The 18,022-nt window shown below is 60.1% G+C and carries 18 protein-coding genes; 9 read left to right on the top strand and 9 right to left on the bottom strand.

What is annotated here, in order from left to right; genetic code table 11:
- Nucleotides 1-124: 124 nt before the first annotated feature.
- The gene (locus tag ACQZ5K_RS18455) at nucleotides 125-1,597 is read left to right on the top strand and encodes a DEAD/DEAH box helicase (RefSeq protein ID WP_035261393.1); all 1,473 of its coding nucleotides are present in this window, start codon (nucleotides 125-127) and stop codon (nucleotides 1,595-1,597) included.
- 231 nt (nucleotides 1,598-1,828) lie between these two features.
- Here the strand turns inward: ACQZ5K_RS18455 and ACQZ5K_RS18450 are convergent, their stop codons facing one another.
- The 4 genes from ACQZ5K_RS18450 to ACQZ5K_RS18435 form a co-directional block, all read right to left on the bottom strand.
- Nucleotides 1,829-2,737 carry a DMT family transporter gene (locus ACQZ5K_RS18450; protein ID WP_448741066.1) on the bottom strand — a complete coding sequence of 303 codons (909 nt, stop codon included), beginning with the start codon at nucleotides 2,735-2,737 and terminating at the stop codon, nucleotides 1,829-1,831.
- 161 nt (nucleotides 2,738-2,898) lie between these two features.
- Nucleotides 2,899-3,288, bottom strand: a complete 390-nt coding sequence (locus tag ACQZ5K_RS18445) for a DoxX family protein (RefSeq protein ID WP_031234117.1) — start codon at nucleotides 3,286-3,288, stop codon at nucleotides 2,899-2,901.
- Between the two features lie 241 nt (nucleotides 3,289-3,529).
- Entirely contained in the window at nucleotides 3,530-4,147 is a 618-nt protein-coding gene (locus ACQZ5K_RS18440; protein WP_003520529.1) for a L,D-transpeptidase, read from the bottom strand.
- Between the two features lie 180 nt (nucleotides 4,148-4,327).
- Nucleotides 4,328-5,224, bottom strand: a complete 897-nt coding sequence (locus tag ACQZ5K_RS18435; protein WP_020811451.1) for a DMT family transporter — start codon at nucleotides 5,222-5,224, stop codon at nucleotides 4,328-4,330.
- A gap of 443 nt (nucleotides 5,225-5,667) precedes the next feature.
- On the opposite strand from ACQZ5K_RS18435, the gene ACQZ5K_RS18430 reads away from it, so the two are divergent.
- From ACQZ5K_RS18430 to ACQZ5K_RS18405, 6 genes are all read left to right on the top strand, one after another.
- On the top strand, nucleotides 5,668-7,077 hold the full coding sequence (locus ACQZ5K_RS18430) for a circularly permuted type 2 ATP-grasp protein (protein ID WP_003520532.1): 1,410 nt from the start codon (nucleotides 5,668-5,670) through the stop codon (nucleotides 7,075-7,077).
- Nucleotides 7,078-7,080: 3 nt separating this feature from the next.
- Nucleotides 7,081-8,022 carry an alpha-E domain-containing protein gene (locus ACQZ5K_RS18425; protein ID WP_137003902.1) on the top strand — a complete coding sequence of 314 codons (942 nt, stop codon included), beginning with the start codon at nucleotides 7,081-7,083 and terminating at the stop codon, nucleotides 8,020-8,022.
- 21 nt (nucleotides 8,023-8,043) lie between these two features.
- Nucleotides 8,044-8,865, top strand: coding sequence for a transglutaminase family protein (locus ACQZ5K_RS18420; RefSeq protein ID WP_003520534.1), 822 nt, complete (start codon nucleotides 8,044-8,046; stop codon nucleotides 8,863-8,865).
- Between the two features lie 4 nt (nucleotides 8,866-8,869).
- Nucleotides 8,870-9,466 carry a class I SAM-dependent methyltransferase gene (locus tag ACQZ5K_RS18415; protein ID WP_448741065.1) on the top strand — a complete coding sequence of 199 codons (597 nt, stop codon included), beginning with the start codon at nucleotides 8,870-8,872 and terminating at the stop codon, nucleotides 9,464-9,466.
- A gap of 117 nt (nucleotides 9,467-9,583) precedes the next feature.
- A complete protein-coding gene (locus ACQZ5K_RS18410; protein ID WP_448741064.1) occupies nucleotides 9,584-10,048 on the top strand; it encodes a GNAT family N-acetyltransferase in 465 nt (154 codons plus the stop codon).
- 50 nt (nucleotides 10,049-10,098) lie between these two features.
- Nucleotides 10,099-10,509 carry a VOC family protein gene (locus ACQZ5K_RS18405; protein ID WP_425646948.1) on the top strand — a complete coding sequence of 137 codons (411 nt, stop codon included), beginning with the start codon at nucleotides 10,099-10,101 and terminating at the stop codon, nucleotides 10,507-10,509.
- Between the two features lie 202 nt (nucleotides 10,510-10,711).
- On the opposite strand, the gene araD1 is transcribed toward ACQZ5K_RS18405, so the two are convergent.
- From araD1 to chvE, 4 genes are all read right to left on the bottom strand, one after another.
- Nucleotides 10,712-11,707: a 2-keto-3-deoxy-L-arabinonate dehydratase AraD1 gene (araD1, locus tag ACQZ5K_RS18400; protein ID WP_149741145.1), complete on the bottom strand. Its 996-nt coding sequence runs from the start codon at nucleotides 11,705-11,707 to the stop codon at nucleotides 10,712-10,714.
- Nucleotides 11,708-11,826: 119 nt separating this feature from the next.
- Complete coding sequence (gene gguB / locus ACQZ5K_RS18395; protein ID WP_059754318.1) at nucleotides 11,827-13,023, bottom strand: sugar ABC transporter permease GguB; 1,197 nt, start codon at nucleotides 13,021-13,023, stop codon at nucleotides 11,827-11,829.
- Nucleotides 13,020-14,558, bottom strand: coding sequence for a sugar ABC transporter ATP-binding protein GguA (gene gguA, locus ACQZ5K_RS18390; protein ID WP_059754320.1), 1,539 nt, complete (start codon nucleotides 14,556-14,558; stop codon nucleotides 13,020-13,022). The genes gguB and gguA overlap by 4 nt, the downstream gene beginning before the upstream one ends.
- A 90-nt stretch (nucleotides 14,559-14,648) precedes the next feature.
- Nucleotides 14,649-15,713 carry a sugar ABC transporter substrate-binding protein ChvE gene (gene chvE / locus ACQZ5K_RS18385; protein ID WP_003520542.1) on the bottom strand — a complete coding sequence of 355 codons (1,065 nt, stop codon included), beginning with the start codon at nucleotides 15,711-15,713 and terminating at the stop codon, nucleotides 14,649-14,651.
- A 255-nt stretch (nucleotides 15,714-15,968) separates the two neighbouring features.
- Here chvE and ACQZ5K_RS18380 point away from each other — a divergent pair, with 255 nt between their 5' ends.
- Nucleotides 15,969-16,973, top strand: a complete 1,005-nt coding sequence (locus ACQZ5K_RS18380) for a LysR family transcriptional regulator (RefSeq protein ID WP_448741063.1) — start codon at nucleotides 15,969-15,971, stop codon at nucleotides 16,971-16,973.
- A 71-nt stretch (nucleotides 16,974-17,044) separates the two neighbouring features.
- Nucleotides 17,045-17,527, top strand: coding sequence for a hypothetical protein (locus ACQZ5K_RS18375; RefSeq protein ID WP_448741062.1), 483 nt, complete (start codon nucleotides 17,045-17,047; stop codon nucleotides 17,525-17,527).
- Between the two features lie 55 nt (nucleotides 17,528-17,582).
- Here the strand turns inward: ACQZ5K_RS18375 and ACQZ5K_RS18370 are convergent, their stop codons facing one another.
- Nucleotides 17,583-17,846, bottom strand: coding sequence for a hypothetical protein (locus ACQZ5K_RS18370; protein ID WP_003520547.1), 264 nt, complete (start codon nucleotides 17,844-17,846; stop codon nucleotides 17,583-17,585).
- Nucleotides 17,847-18,022 lie beyond the last annotated feature (176 nt).

Below are 18,022 nucleotides of genomic sequence, written 5' to 3'. Positions count from 1 at the left end.
CTGATGCGCAGAAAGTTATTCCAACCCACAAGTTCCCAATTCACGCGGGGTTCTTGACGCCGAAACCGCCGGACAGCAGCCCTGTTCCGGACGATTGGTTTTTGGCGCCCCGAAAGGCATTATATTGACCAGTTTTAGCGAACTCGGCCTCTCCGAAAAGATCGTGGCCAGCGTTACCCAGCTTGGCTATACGACCCCTACTCCCATTCAGGCAAAGGCCATTCCGCTGCTGCTCGAAGGCCGTGACCTGATCGGCCTCGCACAAACCGGCACCGGCAAGACCGCCGCTTTCGGCCTGCCCATCATCGAAATGCTGATGAAGCAGGCGGACCGCCCGGCAAACCGCACCTGCCGCACCCTCATCCTCGCCCCCACGCGCGAGCTGGTGAACCAGATCGGCGAAAACCTGCGCTCCTTTGTGAAGAAGACGCCGCTGCGCATCAACCAGGTGGTTGGCGGCGCATCGATCAACAAGCAGCAGCTCCAGCTCGAAAAGGGCACGGACATTCTGGTGGCGACCCCCGGCCGCCTGCTGGACCTCATCGCCCGCAACGCCATCTCGCTCTCCAAGGTCACCTATCTGGTGCTCGATGAAGCGGACCAGATGCTCGATCTCGGCTTCATCCACGATCTGCGCAAGATTTCGAAGATGGTGCCGGCCAAGCGCCAGACACTGCTCTTCTCGGCCACCATGCCGAAGGCGATCGCCGATCTCGCCCACAGCTACCTGACCGATCCGCTCAAGGTGGAAGTGACCCCGCCCGGCAAGGCAGCCGACAAGGTGGAGCAATATGTTCACTTCGTCGCCGGCAAGAACGACAAGACCGAGCTTCTGAAGAAGTCGCTCAACGAAAACCCGGATGGTCGCGCCATCGTGTTCCTGCGCACCAAGCACGGCGCCGAGAAGCTCTACAAGCATCTCGAACATATCGGCTTCAAGGTCGCCTCCATCCACGGCAACAAGAGCCAGGGCCAGCGCGAGCGCGCTCTCAAGGGCTTCAAGGATGGCGAGATCAAGGTGCTGGTGGCAACCGACGTCGCTGCCCGCGGCATCGACATTCCGGCCGTCACCCACGTCTTCAACTATGACCTGCCGGAAGTGCCCGACGCCTATGTTCACCGCATCGGCCGTACCGCCCGTGCCGGCCGCGACGGCATCGCCATCGCCTTCTGTGCACCGGACGAAACCCGCCTGCTGCACGACATCGAAAAGCTGATGAAGATCGATATTCCGGTCGCCTCCGGCGAACGCCCGGCCGGTCTTGCGAGCCCGACGCGCCCAAACAACAACCGCGGCGGCCGCAACAACAATGGCGGCCATCAGCGTGGTCCCCGCGAAGGCGGCCGTCACAACGGCGAATCCCGCCCGTCGCGCCACCATGCTCCGCGCGACGCTGACAACGATCTGGAAGTCACCTCCGACTTCAAGCGCGTCAAGCAGGCTGAAGGCGACGCAGGCCGCCCGGCCGGCCCGCGCAAGCACCGTCGCCCGGCCCGCAAGCCCGGCGGCAGCGGCGCCAACCGCCACGCCCCTGCCGGCGGCAACGGCCAGGAAAAACGCGCTTCCGGCAACGGCCATCGCGGCCGTAACCGCTAAGTTGCTCTGAGTGGATTAAGGACGCCCGGCATTGCCGGGCGTTTCTTCTCCCCGCCGGGGAAAAGGTGGCCCGAAGGGTCGGATGAGGGGGTAAGGTCTCCATGATCCGGCGAGGGCGCCCCCTCATCCCGCTGCCGCGGACTTCTCCCCCTCGGGGAGAAGAAACAAGTGGCGAGCACTCGCCAATCAAGCCCTGCAGCCACATCCGGCCAGCGGGGCTTTTCTTTCCCTTCAACTACCCTGCGCGACCGGACGACGCCGTGACGGCAGGGTCATGGCCAGCACGCCGGCGATGACGCAGATGAGCCCCACCCACATGGCAGGTGTCGGCATTTCCCCCAGAAACGCCATGCCGATGGCGACGCCGACCGGCACCCTGAGATAGGCCTGCGAGGTGGTGCCGACGGAGCCCAGCGTCTGCATCAGCCGGAAATAGATCATGAAGGCGAGCGCGGTCGAAAACACGCTGAGGCACAGGAGCGCCGTCAGTGACGCCGCCGAAGGCGACAATGTCCAGGGCCGGTCGACGATCAGGCTCACGGGCAACAGGAAAACAGCGCCGCAGATAAGCGAGCCGGCGGCCGGCATGATCGGATCGAGCCCCTTGAAATTTTTACTGAAAATGGCCGCACAGGCATAGGAAAAAGCCGCCGTCAGCACGGCGAGCTGGCTCCATATCGCCTCGCCAGCGCCGCTCAGCGCTTCGACGCCGATGATGAGGCACACACCCGTCATGCCGGCAATGGTGCCGAACAGCTTGCGCCCGCTGACCGGCTCATGCCGGATGACGAGTGCGGTGAGAAGAAAGGTGAAGATCGGCGTCGTTGCATTGAGAATGACGGCAAGACCGGCATCGATGCTCTGTTCCGCCCAGGCGATCAGCGTGAAGGGCAGAACGCTGTTGATGCAGGCCTGAATGAAGAACAGCCGCCACGTCGCCAAATCCGTGGGCAGGCGCAGCCCGCGTAGGCGGATAACTGCGTAGAGCAGCAGACCGGCAATCAGGGTTCTCGATGCGATGAAGGTGATCGGCGGTATCGTCTCCACCCCGATCTTGATGAAAGTATAGGATGCGGCCCACAGCGTGGACAACAGGGCGAGAAACAGCAATTCGCGGGCGATGGGGTTCTGGGAGGTCACGGATCGATTTTCCAACTGCGTTCAGGATGACCCGTTCTTAACCCGAAAACAAGCATCTATGCTTCGGCCACGGCCGAAGTTTCAATCCTCATTTCAAAAAAACCCCGCACGGCGTGACCATGCGGAGCTTCGGCAAAAGAGATCGATGACGGGTCGGGCAATCAGGCCCGGCGCTCATCCACCGAGAAGGCGCCCGGACCGGCAACGAAGAGATAGAGGAAGATGAAGCAGAACAGGATGGCGGCGTCGCCACCGTTCAGGGCCGGGAAGAAATTGCTCGGCGCATGCGCCATGAAATAGGCGACCGCCATCTGGCCGGACAGGATGAAGGCGACGGGACGCGTGAACAGGCCGATCAGCACGAGAATGCCGCCGACGAATTCCAGCAGTGCGGCTACAAGCATCAGGGTCGGCAGCGAGCCTTCCATCTGCGATGCCGGAAAACCGAACAGCTTCTGCGTTCCATGCGCCATGAAAAGCAGCGCCGTCATGATGCGCAGCGCCCCGAGTGCCTGCGGGCGATAGCGGGAGAGAGAGTCGAAAGTTGCCATGTTCATGTGTCCCCGTTGAAGTGGTGCCGCGCTCGATACAGTGCATTTATGCCTTTATGGATACACGTCTCGAACACCGGAAATCACGTTTCCGATATAGCAGAACTCCCTTAAATACAGAAAGGGAGGCATTCTACACATGGTTGATTTTCAAGCATAAAATTGACCGTCTGCCGAAAAAATCAACTCAAGGATACAGGCATTTTCTGGCGTGGCAAAGGCGGAAAAATCCGCCTCTTCCTCACGCCTGCAAGACGACGACCTTCGAACCGACCGGCACGCGGCTGTAAAGATCGATGATGTCGTGGTTCAGCATGCGGATGCAGCCGCTCGACATGGCGTGGCCGATGGATTGCGGCTGGTTGGTGCCGTGCAGACGGAACATGGTGTCGTTGCCGCCGCGATAGAGATAGAGCGCGCGTGCGCCGAGCGGATTGTTCGGGCCGCCCGCCATACCGCCGGCGAATTTCAGATTGCGCGGATCGCGGCGCATCATGTTCGCGGTCGGCGTCCAGGACGGCCATTCCGCCTTGCGGCCGATATAGGCATCGCCCTTCAGCGCAAGACCCTGCCGGCCGACACCGACGCCGTAACGCATGGCACGACCGTCGCCCATAACGTAATAAAGCCGCCGCGCCGGCGTATCCACCACAACCGTTCCGGCCGGGTGCCTGGTATCGTAGGTGACTTCCTGCCGGCGCAGTTCCGGCTTGACCTTGTCGAGATGCATGGCGGGAAGCGGGAATTTCTCCTCCGGCTTTGCCGCATAATTCAGCCTCTGCTGGCCGATGCCGGTATTCGCGCAGCCGGCCAGAAACAGCGGCAATCCGAACAGAACACCACGACGTGAAATAGACATGTAACCCCCGCCAAATCTTTGGATTAACGAGAGGTATAATTTTATGGTTAACAAACCCCTAATATGAGGTTGTGGTAATTAGAGCATTTCCAGGAAAAGTGGAGCCCGGTTTTCCGTCCGAAAATGCAGAAAAACAAAGAGTTAGAGCGCTTTCGCTACTCGAAGAAAAACGAAAACGCTCTAACGTGCGACAACCGCTGCGGCAGGTCTGCGATTGGCGAGATAAACCCCCGTCACCGCCAGAACGGTGCCGGCAATCATGGCGGGTGTCAGCGTTTCACCGAAAAGCAGTGCTGCTTCCACGGCCGCAAGCGGCGGCACGAGATAGATCAGCGAGGCGGCCCGCGAGACCTGTCCGCGCCGGATGAGATAAAGAAGCAACGCCACGGCGCCGATGGAGATCGCACCCACCGACCAGGCGAGCGTGGCGGCAAGGCCGAGGCTCCAGTCCACATGCCCATCCTCCAGCAGAAGCGCGAAGGGCACAGTGACCAGCAGCGCACCGACATATTGCAGCGTGGCCACCGCCATGATGTTTCCGCCATGGACATATTTCTTCTGGTAGAGCGTGCCATAGGTAACCGAAGTCATGCCCAGCACATTCACCGCCACGGCGTAAAGCGGCACCGACAGGCCAACAGCACCGGTGGCCATGACCTTCGGCAGCACGGCAATGGCAATGCCGGCAAAGCCGATGAGCAGGCCGGCGCGCTGCAAGGGCGAGATCCTTTCGCCGATCATGTAGCGGGCGGCCACCGCCGTCATCAGCGGCTGCAGACCGGCGATGATGCCGCCGATCGCCGCCGGCACGCCCTGCCCTATCGCCCACCAGATCATGCCGAGATAAAGGCCGTGCAGGAAAACGCCGGACAGGATCGCCCGGAAGAGATCGGCACGCCGCTCAGGCCACTGGATGGAGGAAAAGCGGCAGATCGCCCACAGCAGCGCGCCCGCCAGCAGATAGCGCAGACAGAGAAAGGTCAGCGGTCCGGTATAATAGACCGCATATTTGGCGGTGACCCAGCCGGTCGACCAGAGAAAGACGAAGATGGCCGGAGCCAGACGGTCGAGCGACATGGGAACATCCCCTTTGCCGCACGATGCCCGTAACCGGACACGGTGCGGGAAAGGCGGCGAATTGATATTTCTGCGGCTTCACGCAAACCGGCGAAAGATCGAACCGGGTATTCAGCAAGGCGGTATCCGCATCCCGACGAAAGGTCAAAGGCGTTTTCGTGATCGCATCTTTCAGATTTTCTGATGCGACGCCCGACATTCATCAACCGAAAGCGACCGACTAAAATTTATGCATTCGCCCACGGCGCACACAGCACCGTCACCCCAATACGCGCCTCATCCCCGCGCAACCAATTTGCCAATGCCGCATTTATAGGCTGAAACCGAAAAAACGCTTCTTTTTTAAAACTCTAGAGTGGTGAAAAATCTTCGCAAGGAGCTCCGCATAGTTCTTGCATTGCATTTGGCGTTGTATTCATATGGCAAAAAAGGGGACATCGAAGTTGGCATTTGACGAAATGATAAATGCGGACGACACGCCGCGAAGCCCATATGAAAACTATAACGAGTGGTACAGCCGACAGGACAGGGCGCACCTGATCCAGAAATCAAAAGACGCGGAAAACATCTTTCGAAAAACCGGTATTACTTTCGCAGTCTACGGCCATGCCGACAGTTCAGAAAAACTGATCCCCTTCGATATCATCCCGCGCATCATCTCCGGACGGGAGTGGCGCAAACTGGCCCAGGGCATCGAACAACGCGTCCTCGCCCTCAATGCTTTCCTCGACGATATCTACCATAAGCAGGAAATCATCCGCGCCGGCCGCATCCCCCGCGAAATCATCGAGAAGAACGAAGCCTTCCTGCCGGAAATGATCGGCTTCACCCCGCCCGGCGGCGTCTACACCCATATTGTCGGCACGGATATCGTCCGCACCGGCGAAGACCAGTTCTACGTTCTGGAAGACAATGCCCGCACGCCCTCCGGTGTCAGCTACATGCTGGAAAACCGCGAGACGATGATGCAGATGTTCCCGGAACTCTTCCATGAGAACCGGGTGCGGCGGGTGGAAGACTACCCCTATCTGCTGCGCCAGTCGCTCGCCTCGCTCGCACCGCCCGGCTGTTCCGGCAAGCCGCGCGTTGCGGTGCTGACGCCCGGCATCTACAATTCCGCCTATTACGAACATTCCTTCCTCGCCGACATGATGGGCGTGGAGCTGGTGGAAGGTTCCGACCTGCGCGTCATGGACGGCAAGGTCAAGATGCGCACCACCCGCGGTTATGAGGCCATCGACGTGCTTTACCGCCGCGTCGACGACGACTTCCTCGATCCGCTGACCTTCCGGCCGGATTCGGCGCTTGGCGTGCCCGGCATCATGGATGTCTACCGCGCCGGCAACATCACCATCGCCAATGCCCCGGGCACCGGCATTTCCGACGACAAGGCGATCTATTCCTACATGCCCGAAATCGTCGAGTTCTATACCGGCCGCAAGCCGCTTCTGGAAAACGTGCCGACCTGGCGCTGTTCGGAGCCGGACAGCCTGAAATACGTGCTGGACAACCTCGCCGATCTCGTCGTCAAGGAAGTTCACGGTTCGGGCGGTTACGGCATGCTGGTCGGCCCCACGGCGACGAAAAAGGAACGGGCGCTGTTTGCGGACAAGCTGAAAGCCCGCCCCTCCAACTATATTGCGCAGCCGACGCTTTCGCTTTCCACCGTGCCGATCATGGTGAAGAACGGCATCGCGCCGCGCCATGTCGATCTGCGTCCCTATGTGCTCGTCTCGGACAAGGTGAAGATCATTCCCGGCGGACTGACCCGCGTTGCCCTCAAGCAGGGCTCGCTGGTGGTCAATTCCAGCCAGGGCGGCGGCACCAAGGACACCTGGGTACTGGAGGATTAAGCCATGCTGGGCAGAACGGCAAACGGGCTCTACTGGATGTTCCGGTATATCGAGCGCGCTGAAAACATCGCCCGGCTGATCGATGCGGGTCTGCGCGTTTCACTGACGCGCTCGGGTAGCGGCGATGAAGACTGGGACGGCGTGTTGCAGAGTGCGGGCGTCCACGAGGCGTTTCTCGAAACGCATGACAAGGTAACGACGGCGGATGCGATCGATTATCTCCTGCGCGACAAGGCCAACCCGTCGAGCGTCCTCTCCTGCATCGAGGCGGGCCGCAACAATGCCCGCATGGTGCGCACCGCGCTGACGCGCGAGACGTGGGAAGCGACCAACGAATTCTGGATTGAGCTGAAGACCAGTCTCGACCGCAGGATAAAGGCGGCGGACATGCCGCAAATCATCGATGGCATCAAACACCGCGCCGGCCTGGTGCGCGGCGCTTTCCACGGCTCGATGCTGCGCAACGATCTCTATAATTTCTCCCGCATCGGCACTTTCATCGAACGGGCCGACAACACCGCCCGCATTCTCGACGTCAAATATTACGTGCTGCTGCCGGCTGTGGCGCATGTCGGCTCCTCGCTCGACAATGCGCAATGGGAGTCCATCCTGCGCTCGGTCTCGGCGCACCGCTCCTATGGCTGGGTCTACGATGCGGAATACAAGCCGGCCAATATTGCCGACTTCCTCATCCTCAATGGCCGCATGCCGCGTTCGCTTGCCTATTGTTACGAGAAGATCGCCAGCAACCTCAATTACATCGCCGAGGATTACAGCGAGAGGCACAAGGCGCATGAAACGGCCGAGAGCATTCGCGACAGCCTGCGCGCGACGACCATCGCCCGGGTGATGGACGAAGGTCTGCACGAGTTTCTGGAAAGATTCGTCCATCGCAACGGGCAACTGGGACAGGAAATCACGGAAGGCTACCGCTTCTATCAATAAGCGCGTGGACGGGGACAGCTTATGCGTCTGAAAATCACCCATACGACGGAATATGTCTATGACGAGCCGATGCCCTATGCGTTGCAGCGGCTGCGCCTGACGCCGCAGACCGGCCCGGGCCAGACGGTGGAGAACTGGGATGTCTCGGTCGATGGCGCCACCGTCGAAGTGACCTATGACGACCATTTCGGCAACCGCGTTGCGCTGGTGGAAACGGAAGGCCCGCAGCAGCGGGTGAAGGTGGTGGCGAGCGGCACCGTGAACACCGAGGACAAGGCGGGCGTGTTCGGTTACCACATCGGCAATGCGCCGCTGTGGCTTTTCCTGCGCGAGACGCCACGCACCAAACCGGGAAAGCTCGTGCGCGAACTGGTGAAGGTGAGCGCCGGCGACAGCGAGCTGGCCCGCCTGCATGACCTGATGGAAAATATTCACCGCAAGGTGGAGTATGTGCCCGGCGCAACCGATATCGAAACCACGGCGGAAACGGCGCTGGAAGCGGGCAAGGGTGTCTGCCAGGACCACGCCCATATCCTGATTTCCGCCGCCCGGCTGATGGGCCTGCCGGCCCGTTACGTTTCCGGTTATCTGATGATGGAAGAGGTGGAAGAACAGACGGCCACCCATGCCTGGGCCGAAGTGCATCTTCAGGGGCTGGGCTGGGTGGGTTTCGACGCCGCCAACAATATCTGCCCCGACGACCGCTATGTCCGCATCGCATCGGGCCTCTGCTACCGCGATTGCGCGCCGATATCGGGTATGCGCATCGGCCCCGCCGGTGAGACCCTGAATGTGTCGGTCACCGTGCAGCAATCGCAGGGCCAGAGCCAGTCGCAAAGCTGACACGATGACTGGCAGGGACGACGACACAATCGGCTTTTATACGGGTAACGCCGCGGCCTACACGTCGCGCGGACAGGCGGCGGATCGCCCGCATCTGGAAACATTCCTGGCGCGGTTGCAAGAGGGGGCAAGCATTCTCGAGCTGGGATGCGGCGGCGGGCAGGACAGCGAATTCATGCTGGCCGCCGGTTACGATGTCCACCCCACCGACGGAACGCCTGAAATCGCCAAGGCGGCGCAAACCCGGCTCGGCATTCCCGTCCGGACATTGCTGTTCGAGGATATCGATGAGAGTGCGCGATATGACGGCGTCTGGGCCAATGCCTGCCTGCTGCATGTGCCCCGCCCTGCCCTGCCGGGCATTATCGGCCGCATCCATACCGCGCTGAAACGGGGCGGCGTTTTTTATGCCAGCTTCAAGGCGGGAGAAGCGGAAGGCCGCGACATGTTCGGCCGTTATTACAATTACCCTTCGAAGCCCTGGCTGGAAGACGTTTACGGACAGTTTGACTGGGCGGCGGTGGAGATCGAGGCAAGGCAGGGCAGCGGTTACGACCGGCTCCCGACCGCATGGCTGCATGTGACGGCAACGAAACCCTGATCCGGCGCGACAACTTGGCGGTTGCGAAACCCCGTCCCACCCGGTTTAATCCCCGCATCGATTTGAAAGCATGATCCGGCTTCAGCCTGCGGGAGGAAAGCCGGCCGGGAGACGGCCTTGTACAGCATTTCCGACTATCGCGACTGCCAGTCGCATGGCCCCGTCATCGCCGAACGGGTCTGGACGGCATGGTGGCAGGATAGCGGCCTTCAGGTGGGCGACGTCGCCGACCACCTGAATGACATGACCAACCCCCATGCGTTGCCCACCGGCTTCGTCGCCCATGACAGCGGCGCTTATGTCGGCTCCGCCTTCCTCATCCATTGCGACCTCGAGGAGCGGCCGCAATATCTGCCATGGGTCGCGGCCCTGTGGGTTGAAGAAGACTACCGGCGCTCGGGCGTGGCGCGAGCCTTGATGCAGGCCGCGACGCTGAGGGCGGCCGAACTTGGCCACGAGACCAGCTATCTCTGCTGCCAGCCGGGTCTCGAAGCCTATTATGTCAACTGCGGCTGGACCGTTCTGGAACGTGGCGTCGGCAAATACGACCTGACGGTGCTGACCTACACAACAGGCAAATAGGTTTCCGCCGCGATCCGCGGCCGGAAACCCCGGAACCGCCGGGAGGAACCATGCGACCACCAGCCGCCATTATGGAAACCGCGCTCTACGCCGACGATCTCGACGCCGCCGAAGCCTTTTACCGGGATGTCTTCGGGCTGGAAGTGGTGCGCAGGCTGCCGGGGCAATTCATCTTCTTCCGATGCGGGCAGCAGATGCTGCTGATCTTCGACCCCGAGCAATCCCGCCGGGCCGACCCCGACAATCCGATCCCCCGCCACGGCGCGGTGGGGCAAGGTCATTTCTGCTTTTATGCCAAGGACAAGTCGGAGGTGGATGGCTGGAAGGCGCACTTCGAAGCGCTCGGAATTCCCATCGAACATTACCACCGCTGGCCGAATGACAGCTATTCCGTCTATATCCGCGATCCGGCGGGTAATTCGGTGGAGGTTGGAGAAGGCAAGCTTTGGGGGATTGATTGATGGAGCTCAGAGGTTTTCGCGCGAAAACCATCGTTTCCGTCATTCCGGCCTCGAGCCGGAATCCAGGCGGCGCGCGCCGGCGCAGCAGGAAGACTCTTTTCAGCCCAAGGACTTGGGCTGGCTGGATACCGGCTCAAGGCCGGTATGACGGATAGAGGGAGCAAAATTGCCCCCTCGACCATTAGCATGTCCGGTCCGCAGATCAGATCTGCCGAACGGTGATCTCTTCTTCCGCATCCACGGCCAGCGGGTTCTTCAGCGGCAGGCCGAAACCGGCGGCTTCGATCTCGAAGACGTCGCCCGCTTCCGGCTTGATGCCTTCTGCGAAGGAAAGCGTCGCGGTGCCGAACATGTGCACATGCACGTCGCCGGGCGCGCGGAACAGGCCGTATTTGAAGTGGTGATATTCGAGGTTCGCAAAGGTGTGGGACATGTTGTCCTCACCCGAAACGAAGGGCTTTTCGAAGATGACCTTGTCGCCGCGACGGATGCGCGAGGTGCCGCGAATATCGGACGGCGGAGCGCCGACGCGGATTTCCGGACCGAAGCTTGCCGGGCGCAGCTTGGAATGGGCGAGATAGAGATAGTTGATCCGCTCGGTGACGTGATCGGAAAACTCGTTCGAGACGGCAAAGCCGATACGCACCGCTTCGCCCTTGTCGGAGATCACATAGATGCCGGCCATTTCCGGCTCTTCGCCGCCATCGAGCGCGAAGGAGGGAGAGGTGAGAGCCGCACCCGGTGCTGCCGCCACATGGCCGTTGCCCTTGTAGAACCATTCGGGCTGAACGCCCTTTTCGCCGGCCTTGGGCTTGCCGTTTTCGAGACCCATGCGGAACATCTTCATGGAGTCCGTCAGGCTTTCCTCGGCGGCTTCCGTGGTCTTCTTGTGCATGCTGTCGCGGGTCGCGGCCGAACCCAGATGGGTAAGGCCCGTGCCGGTCAGATGCAGATGCGCCGGATCGGGATGGGTGATCGGCGGCAGGAAACGGCCTTCGGCATAGGCCTTTTCGAGATCGACGGCATCGCCGAGACCATGGGCGGAAATGACATCGGCAAGGCTCTTGCCGCCATTGGCGGCTTCCATGGCGAGCGCATAAACCGACGCCGCACCCTTGACGGCCTGCGCCTGCCCGCCTTCTTCGCGAACGGCTACGGTGATCTTGCCACTGGCATCCTTGATCTGTGAAATAAGCACGGGATTTCCTTCCTCCGGCGCAACGCGCCTTGTCTCTTCTAAGCGGCGCATAACGCCTGCACCTTATGAAAGTGGCCGGAAACCGGCCACTTTTTTGACTTGCTATGTGGGTTGGGCAATCAGCCCTTGTTCTTGTTGTAAACGTCGAAGAACACGGCGGCGAGCAACACGAGGCCCTTGACCATCTGCTGGAAGTCGATGCCGAGGCCGACGATCGACATGCCGTTGTTCATGACGCCCATGATGAAGGCGCCGATGACCGCACCGGTGATCTTGCCCACGCCGCCGGATGCCGAAGCGCCGCCGATGAAGCAGGCCGCGATGACGTCAAGCTCGAAGCCCACACCCGCCTTCGGCGTCGCCGAGTTGAGGCGTGTTGCGATGATCATGCCGGCAAGACCGGCCAATACGCCCATGTTGACGAAGGTGAGGAAGCTCAGGCGCTCGGTATTGATACCGGAAAGCTTGGTCGCCTTTTCATTGCCGCCCATCGCGTAGATGCGGCGGCCGATGGTGGTGCGGCGCGTTACGAAGCTGTAGAGCGCAACGAGAACAAGCATCACGATCAGCACGTTGGGCAGGCCGCGATAGGTGGAAAGCTGGTAGCCGAGGAACAGGATCGCGGCCGAGATCAAAAGGTTCTGGGCGATGAAGAAACCGAAAGGCTCGACATCGATACCGTGCTTCACGTTCACGACGCGACGACGCCATGCGAGATAGAACAGCACGACCGTAATCAGTACCGTCAGGATCATCGAGGTGGTGTTGAGACCTTCAATGCCGCCGATATCAGGCAGGAAGCCGGTGCTGATGATCTGGAAATCGGTCGGGAACGGACCGATGTTCTTGCCGCCGAGCACGAAGAGCGTCAGGCCGCGGAACACCAGCATGCCCGCCAGCGTCACGATGAAAGACGGGATGCGGTGATAGGCGATCCAGTAACCCTGTGCAGCACCGATGATACCGCCGATGACGAGACAAATCAGCGCCGCAAGGAACGGGTTCATGCCCCATTGCACGGTCAATATGGCCGCTATCGCGCCGACGAAGGCGACGATGGAACCGACCGAAAGGTCGATATGCCCGGCCACGATGACGAGCAGCATGCCCAGCGCCATGATGACGATGAACGAGTTCTGCAGGATGAGGTTGGTCAGGTTCACAGGGCGGAACAGGATGCCGCCGGTGTAGAACTGGAAGAAAACCATGATGGCGACGAGCGCGATCAGCATGCCGTATTCGCGGATATTGGAGCGAATATACGACCCGACCGAGATGACGTTACTTTCTTCGTTTGTTGTGTTTGCCGAACTCATGAGTTCTTCTCCCCTGAGCGCATGATAGCGCGCATGATGCTTTCCTGGCTCGCCTCTCCCTTCGGCAATTCAGCGACGATGCGGCCTTCGTTCATGACGTAGATGCGGTCGCAATTGCCGAGCAGTTCGGGCATTTCCGATGAGATCATCAGAACGCCTTTGCCGTCGGCAGCGAGCTGGTTGATGATGGTGTAGATTTCATATTTCGCGCCGACATCGATACCGCGGGTCGGTTCATCGAGGATCAGCACGTCGGGATTGGAGAACAGCCACTTGGAGAGCACGACCTTCTGCTGGTTGCCGCCCGAAAGATTGACCGTTTCCTGAAAAATCCCCGACGAGCGGATGCGCAGGCGCGTGCGAAAATCGCTCGCCACCTTCATTTCCTTGATGTCGTCGATGATGCTGGCACTCGACACGCCGGCCAGATTGGCAAGCGTGGTATTGTGCAGGATGTTGTCGTTGAGCACGAGACCGAGATGCTTGCGGTCTTCCGTGACATAGGCCAGACCGGCATCGATGGCCTTGCGCACGGTGCTGACATCGACCGGCTTGCCGTCGATCAGCACTTCGCCGCTGATCTTGTGACCATAGGACTTGCCGAACACGCTCATGGCGAATTCGGTGCGCCCGGCACCCATCAGTCCGGCAATGCCGACGACTTCGCCCTTGCGCACGGTAACGTTGATATCGTGCAGAACCTGGCGGTCGCGGTGCTGCTGGTGATAGGCGTTCCAGTTCTTCACTTCGAGAATGGTCCCGCCGATCGGCACGTCGCGCGGCGGATAACGATCCTCGAGATCGCGCCCCACCATGTTGCGGATGATGACATCCTCGCTGATTTCTTCCTGATGACAGTCGAGCGTCTTCACCGTCATGCCGTCGCGCAAAACGGTGATCTGGTCGGCCACCTTGCGCACTTCGTTCAGCTTGTGGGTGATGATGATCGAGGTCATGCCCTGCTTGCGGAATTCCATCAACAGGTTCAGCAGCGCCTCGGAATCGCTTTCGTTGAGCGAAGCCGTCGGCTCATCGAGGATGAGCAGCTTCACGCTCTTCGACAGCGCCTTGGCGATTTCGACGAGCTGCTGCTTGCCCACACCGATATCGGTGATCAGCGTCTCCGGCGATTCCTTCAGGCCCACCTTCTTTAGAAGTTCGCGGGTACGGTTGAAGGTCTGCTGCCAGCTGATGACGCCGCTCGAAGCGACCTCGTTGCCAAGGAAGATGTTTTCCGCAATCGACAGGAGCGGCACGAGCGCCAGCTCCTGGTGAATGATGATGATACCAATATCTTCACTGTCGTTGATGGCGCGAAAATTCCGCACTGCGCCTTCATAGTGGATTTCGCCCTCATAGGTGCCGGCGGGGTAAACACCGGAAAGGACCTTCATCAAGGTCGACTTCCCCGCGCCGTTCTCACCGACGAGTGCGTGGATCTCACCCTCTTTAACCTTGAGGTTGACGTTCTCAAGCGCTTTCACGCCCGGAAACGTCTTGGTGATGTTCCGCATTTCGAGAATGGTATTGGCCATATCGCAATCCAGCGCCCGATTAATTCCGGCGTTTTTATTTTTATGGAAAAACGGGGATGACGCCAAGTCATCCCCGCATGTGTGTCGAGCTTATTTCAGCTGGTCTTCCTTGTAGTAACCGCCATCGACGAGAACCTGCTTGTAGTTCTCCTTGGTCACTGCAACCGGCTTCAGCAGGTAGGACGGAACGACCTTGACGCCATTTTCATAGGTCTTGGTGTCGTTTACCTCAGGCTCCTTGCCCTGCAGAACGGCGTTGACCATGTTCACGGTCACCTTGGCGAGTTCGCGGGTGTCCTTGAAGATGGTGGAATACTGTTCGCCGGCAATGATCGACTTGACGGAAGGAACTTCAGCGTCCTGACCGGAAACGACCGGCAGCGGCTGGTCCTTCGTGCCATAACCAACGCCCTTCAGCGAGGAGATGATGCCGATGGAGAGACCGTCGTAAGGCGACAGAACGGCGTCAACCTTCGCGTCGGTGTAATAAGCGGACAGCAGGTTGTCCATGCGGGCCTGGGCCGTTGCCGGGTCCCAACGCAGCGTACCGACCTTGTCCATGCCGGTCTGGCCGGACTTCACGACGAGCTTGCCGCTGTCGATGTAAGGCTGGAGAACCGACATCGCGCCGTCATAGAAGAAGAAGGCGTTGTTGTCGTCCGGGGAGCCGCCGAAGAGCTCGATGTTGAACGGGCCCTTGCCGTCCTTCAGGCCGAGCTTGTCGACGATCGAAGTCGCCTGCAGAACGCCAACCTGGAAGTTGTCGAAGGTGGCGTAGTAGCTGACGTCGCCGCTGTTGCGGATCAGGCGGTCATAAGCGATGACCTTGATGCCCTGCTCGCCGGCCTGCTTCAGGACGTCCGACAGCGTCGTGCCGTCGATCGATGCGATCACGAGGACCTTGACGCCCTTGGTGACCATGTTTTCGATCTGGGAAAGCTGGTTCGGAATATCGTCATCGGCATATTGCAGGTCGGTCGTGTAACCGGCTTCCTGAAGCTGCTTCACGATGTTGTTGCCGTCGTCGATCCAGCGTGCGGACGACTTGGTCGGCATGGCGATACCAACGGAACCCTTGTCCTGTGCGAAAGCCGGCACTGCGAAAGAAGCAGCACCGATGGCACAAGCTGCCATCAGCGAAATAATGGACTTCATTAACTCTCTCCCTTGAGCCCTTCTCTGGAGCCCGCATGCTGCGGTGCACCATGAAATTCATGCCGTCAGAGGAAGAAGCCGCATTGCGCTCACTCCGATTTCGCAATTGCGAAATGGAACAGCTGCCGCTCCTCCCCGGCATTCCGCAAATTGTTCTGAATCCATATAACTGTCAAATAGAATAAATCAGTTTCCATATATCAATTATGATATATTAAATCGATACAAAAACCGATGAGGGGTATAAAACCACGGATGAACAACCAAAAAGTGTATGAGCAGGCGCAAACAACGGACGCCCTTTTCGTCTTTGAGGACAACCCTTTGCTGCGGGCCGGATTGAAGATGAGCCACCTGCGCATGCTGGTCATGATCGAGGAGCACGGGCAGGTCAGCGCAGCCGCCGCCGCCATGAACATGACGCAGCCCGCAGCCTCGCGCATGCTCTCGGAAATGGAGGCGATCGTCAAATCACCCCTTTGTCAGCGGGCCTCGCGCGGCGTGGTGCTGACGAAATTCGGCGAGGCGCTGGCGCGGCGCGCGCGCACCATATTGCTGGAACTGCGCGAGGCGAGCCGCGAGCTGAACCAGATGAAATCCGGCAGCGGCGGCTCGGTCTATATCGGCGCCGTCACCGCGCCGGCGATCAGCCTCGTGGTTCCCGCCATCAGGCGCGCCATGGACACCTATCCCGGCATCGAAATCAACGTGCAGGTGGAAAGCAGCAACGTGCTGGCCCGCGAACTGCTGGCGGCCCGGCACGATTTCATCATCGGCCGGATACCGGACGATTTCGATCCCGGCCTCTTTTCCATTCATGAAATCGGCATAGAGCGCGCCTGTCTTGTGGTGCGCGAAGGCCACCCGCTGCTTCGCGGCGAGCCAGTGACCCTGCAGGATATCTCCGGTTACGACTGGGTCTTCCAGCCGCCCGGCGCGCTCTTGCGCAGAACCACGGAGGATGTCTTCCTCACCCACGGCGTCGCCATGCCGCGCAACGTCATCAACACGCCATCCGTGGTACTCACCCTTGCGCTAGTCTGCAACACGGATGCCATCGCCCCAATCGCGCAGGACATGGCCGAATTCGTTGCCGGCCAGCAGGCCGATATCGGCCGAACCCGGATATTGCCGACGGATTTCGAACTCGTCGTAAAACCATACAGCATCATTACCACCAAGGGCCGTGTTTTGCCGCCCAGCGCCCGCCTGCTCTACGATCTGGTTCTGGATGAAAGCCGCAAGCTGACCGGCCCGTGACCGCGGCAAGCCAGACACCACCTTCATGATCCATAAAGGCCGGATAGTCAGACCGGCGAGGGAAAAGCCGCATGCTCTTCGGACAATCCGTTTTCCAGTCGGTCGTCGACAGGCTGAAACACGAAAAAGAAACGGAAGAGGAAGGCGCGGAGCCCCCACCGCCCGCCGGTCACCGCATTGCCGGTTTCAGCTCGGGCTTCGTTATCGATACGCATATTGAAACGCCGCCGCCTGCGAACGGCAATCTCGATGCCTATCTCGCCTTCCTGGCCGACCCCGCGCCACCGCCCGAACCGGAGCCGGAGCCCGAACCGGAACCGATGCCGGCCCATCTCGAAAAGACGTCGCTTGCCGATGTTTCGGCGGAACTGGCGATCCACGACGCCGACACGGCCGCAACGCTTGCGGAAAAGCGCCGCGCCTTTGCCCGCCTCAATCATCCCGACCGGGTGAACCCGCAGTTCCGGCACAATGCGACGCTGCGCATGACGGCGGCCAATCTCCTGATCGACCAGGCGATCCGGATGCTGCGGGCGCGGGAGCATTTCCGGTAAAAGTGCCGGGCGGCCTTATCTCGCAAAATACATGAAACGAAAGAAAGGAGGCGCTTCAGCCCGCATCGTTCTTGTCGGTGGGCGCGCTTTCGGCGGCAGGCTCATCCGCGCCATTTCCGCTTTTGGCAGCATCGCTTGCGGGTTTGAACTTCAGCAGCAATTCATAGGCCGCATAAGCGCCGATGCCGGCAACGATGGTGCCCCAGAAAAATTCGCGATTGACGAATTCGATGACGGCCCATGCGGCGCAAAAGCCGACGATGAGCAACCGGACCCAAAGGGGACGATAAAGCGGATGACTCGTATCGATATTCAGCATGGCGTTCCCGTCCCGGGCCTTTCCAGTCAATCGCATGATTGCGGTTCCACGCCCAAAGGCGTCAAGATGCTTATGCGTCTTGGCGGTTTCACAGGAAAATTGCAACGCAATTCAGCCCCGCTGCCGATCAGGCTGGCGTGAAAGACCAGCGCAGGAAGGCCGTCGCGGATGCCGCA

It is taken from the genome of Agrobacterium sp. 22-226-1 (assembly GCF_053522345.1).
The sequence above is the reverse complement of the archived record's forward strand: the minus strand, read 5'-3'. Positions and strand labels throughout refer to the sequence as shown.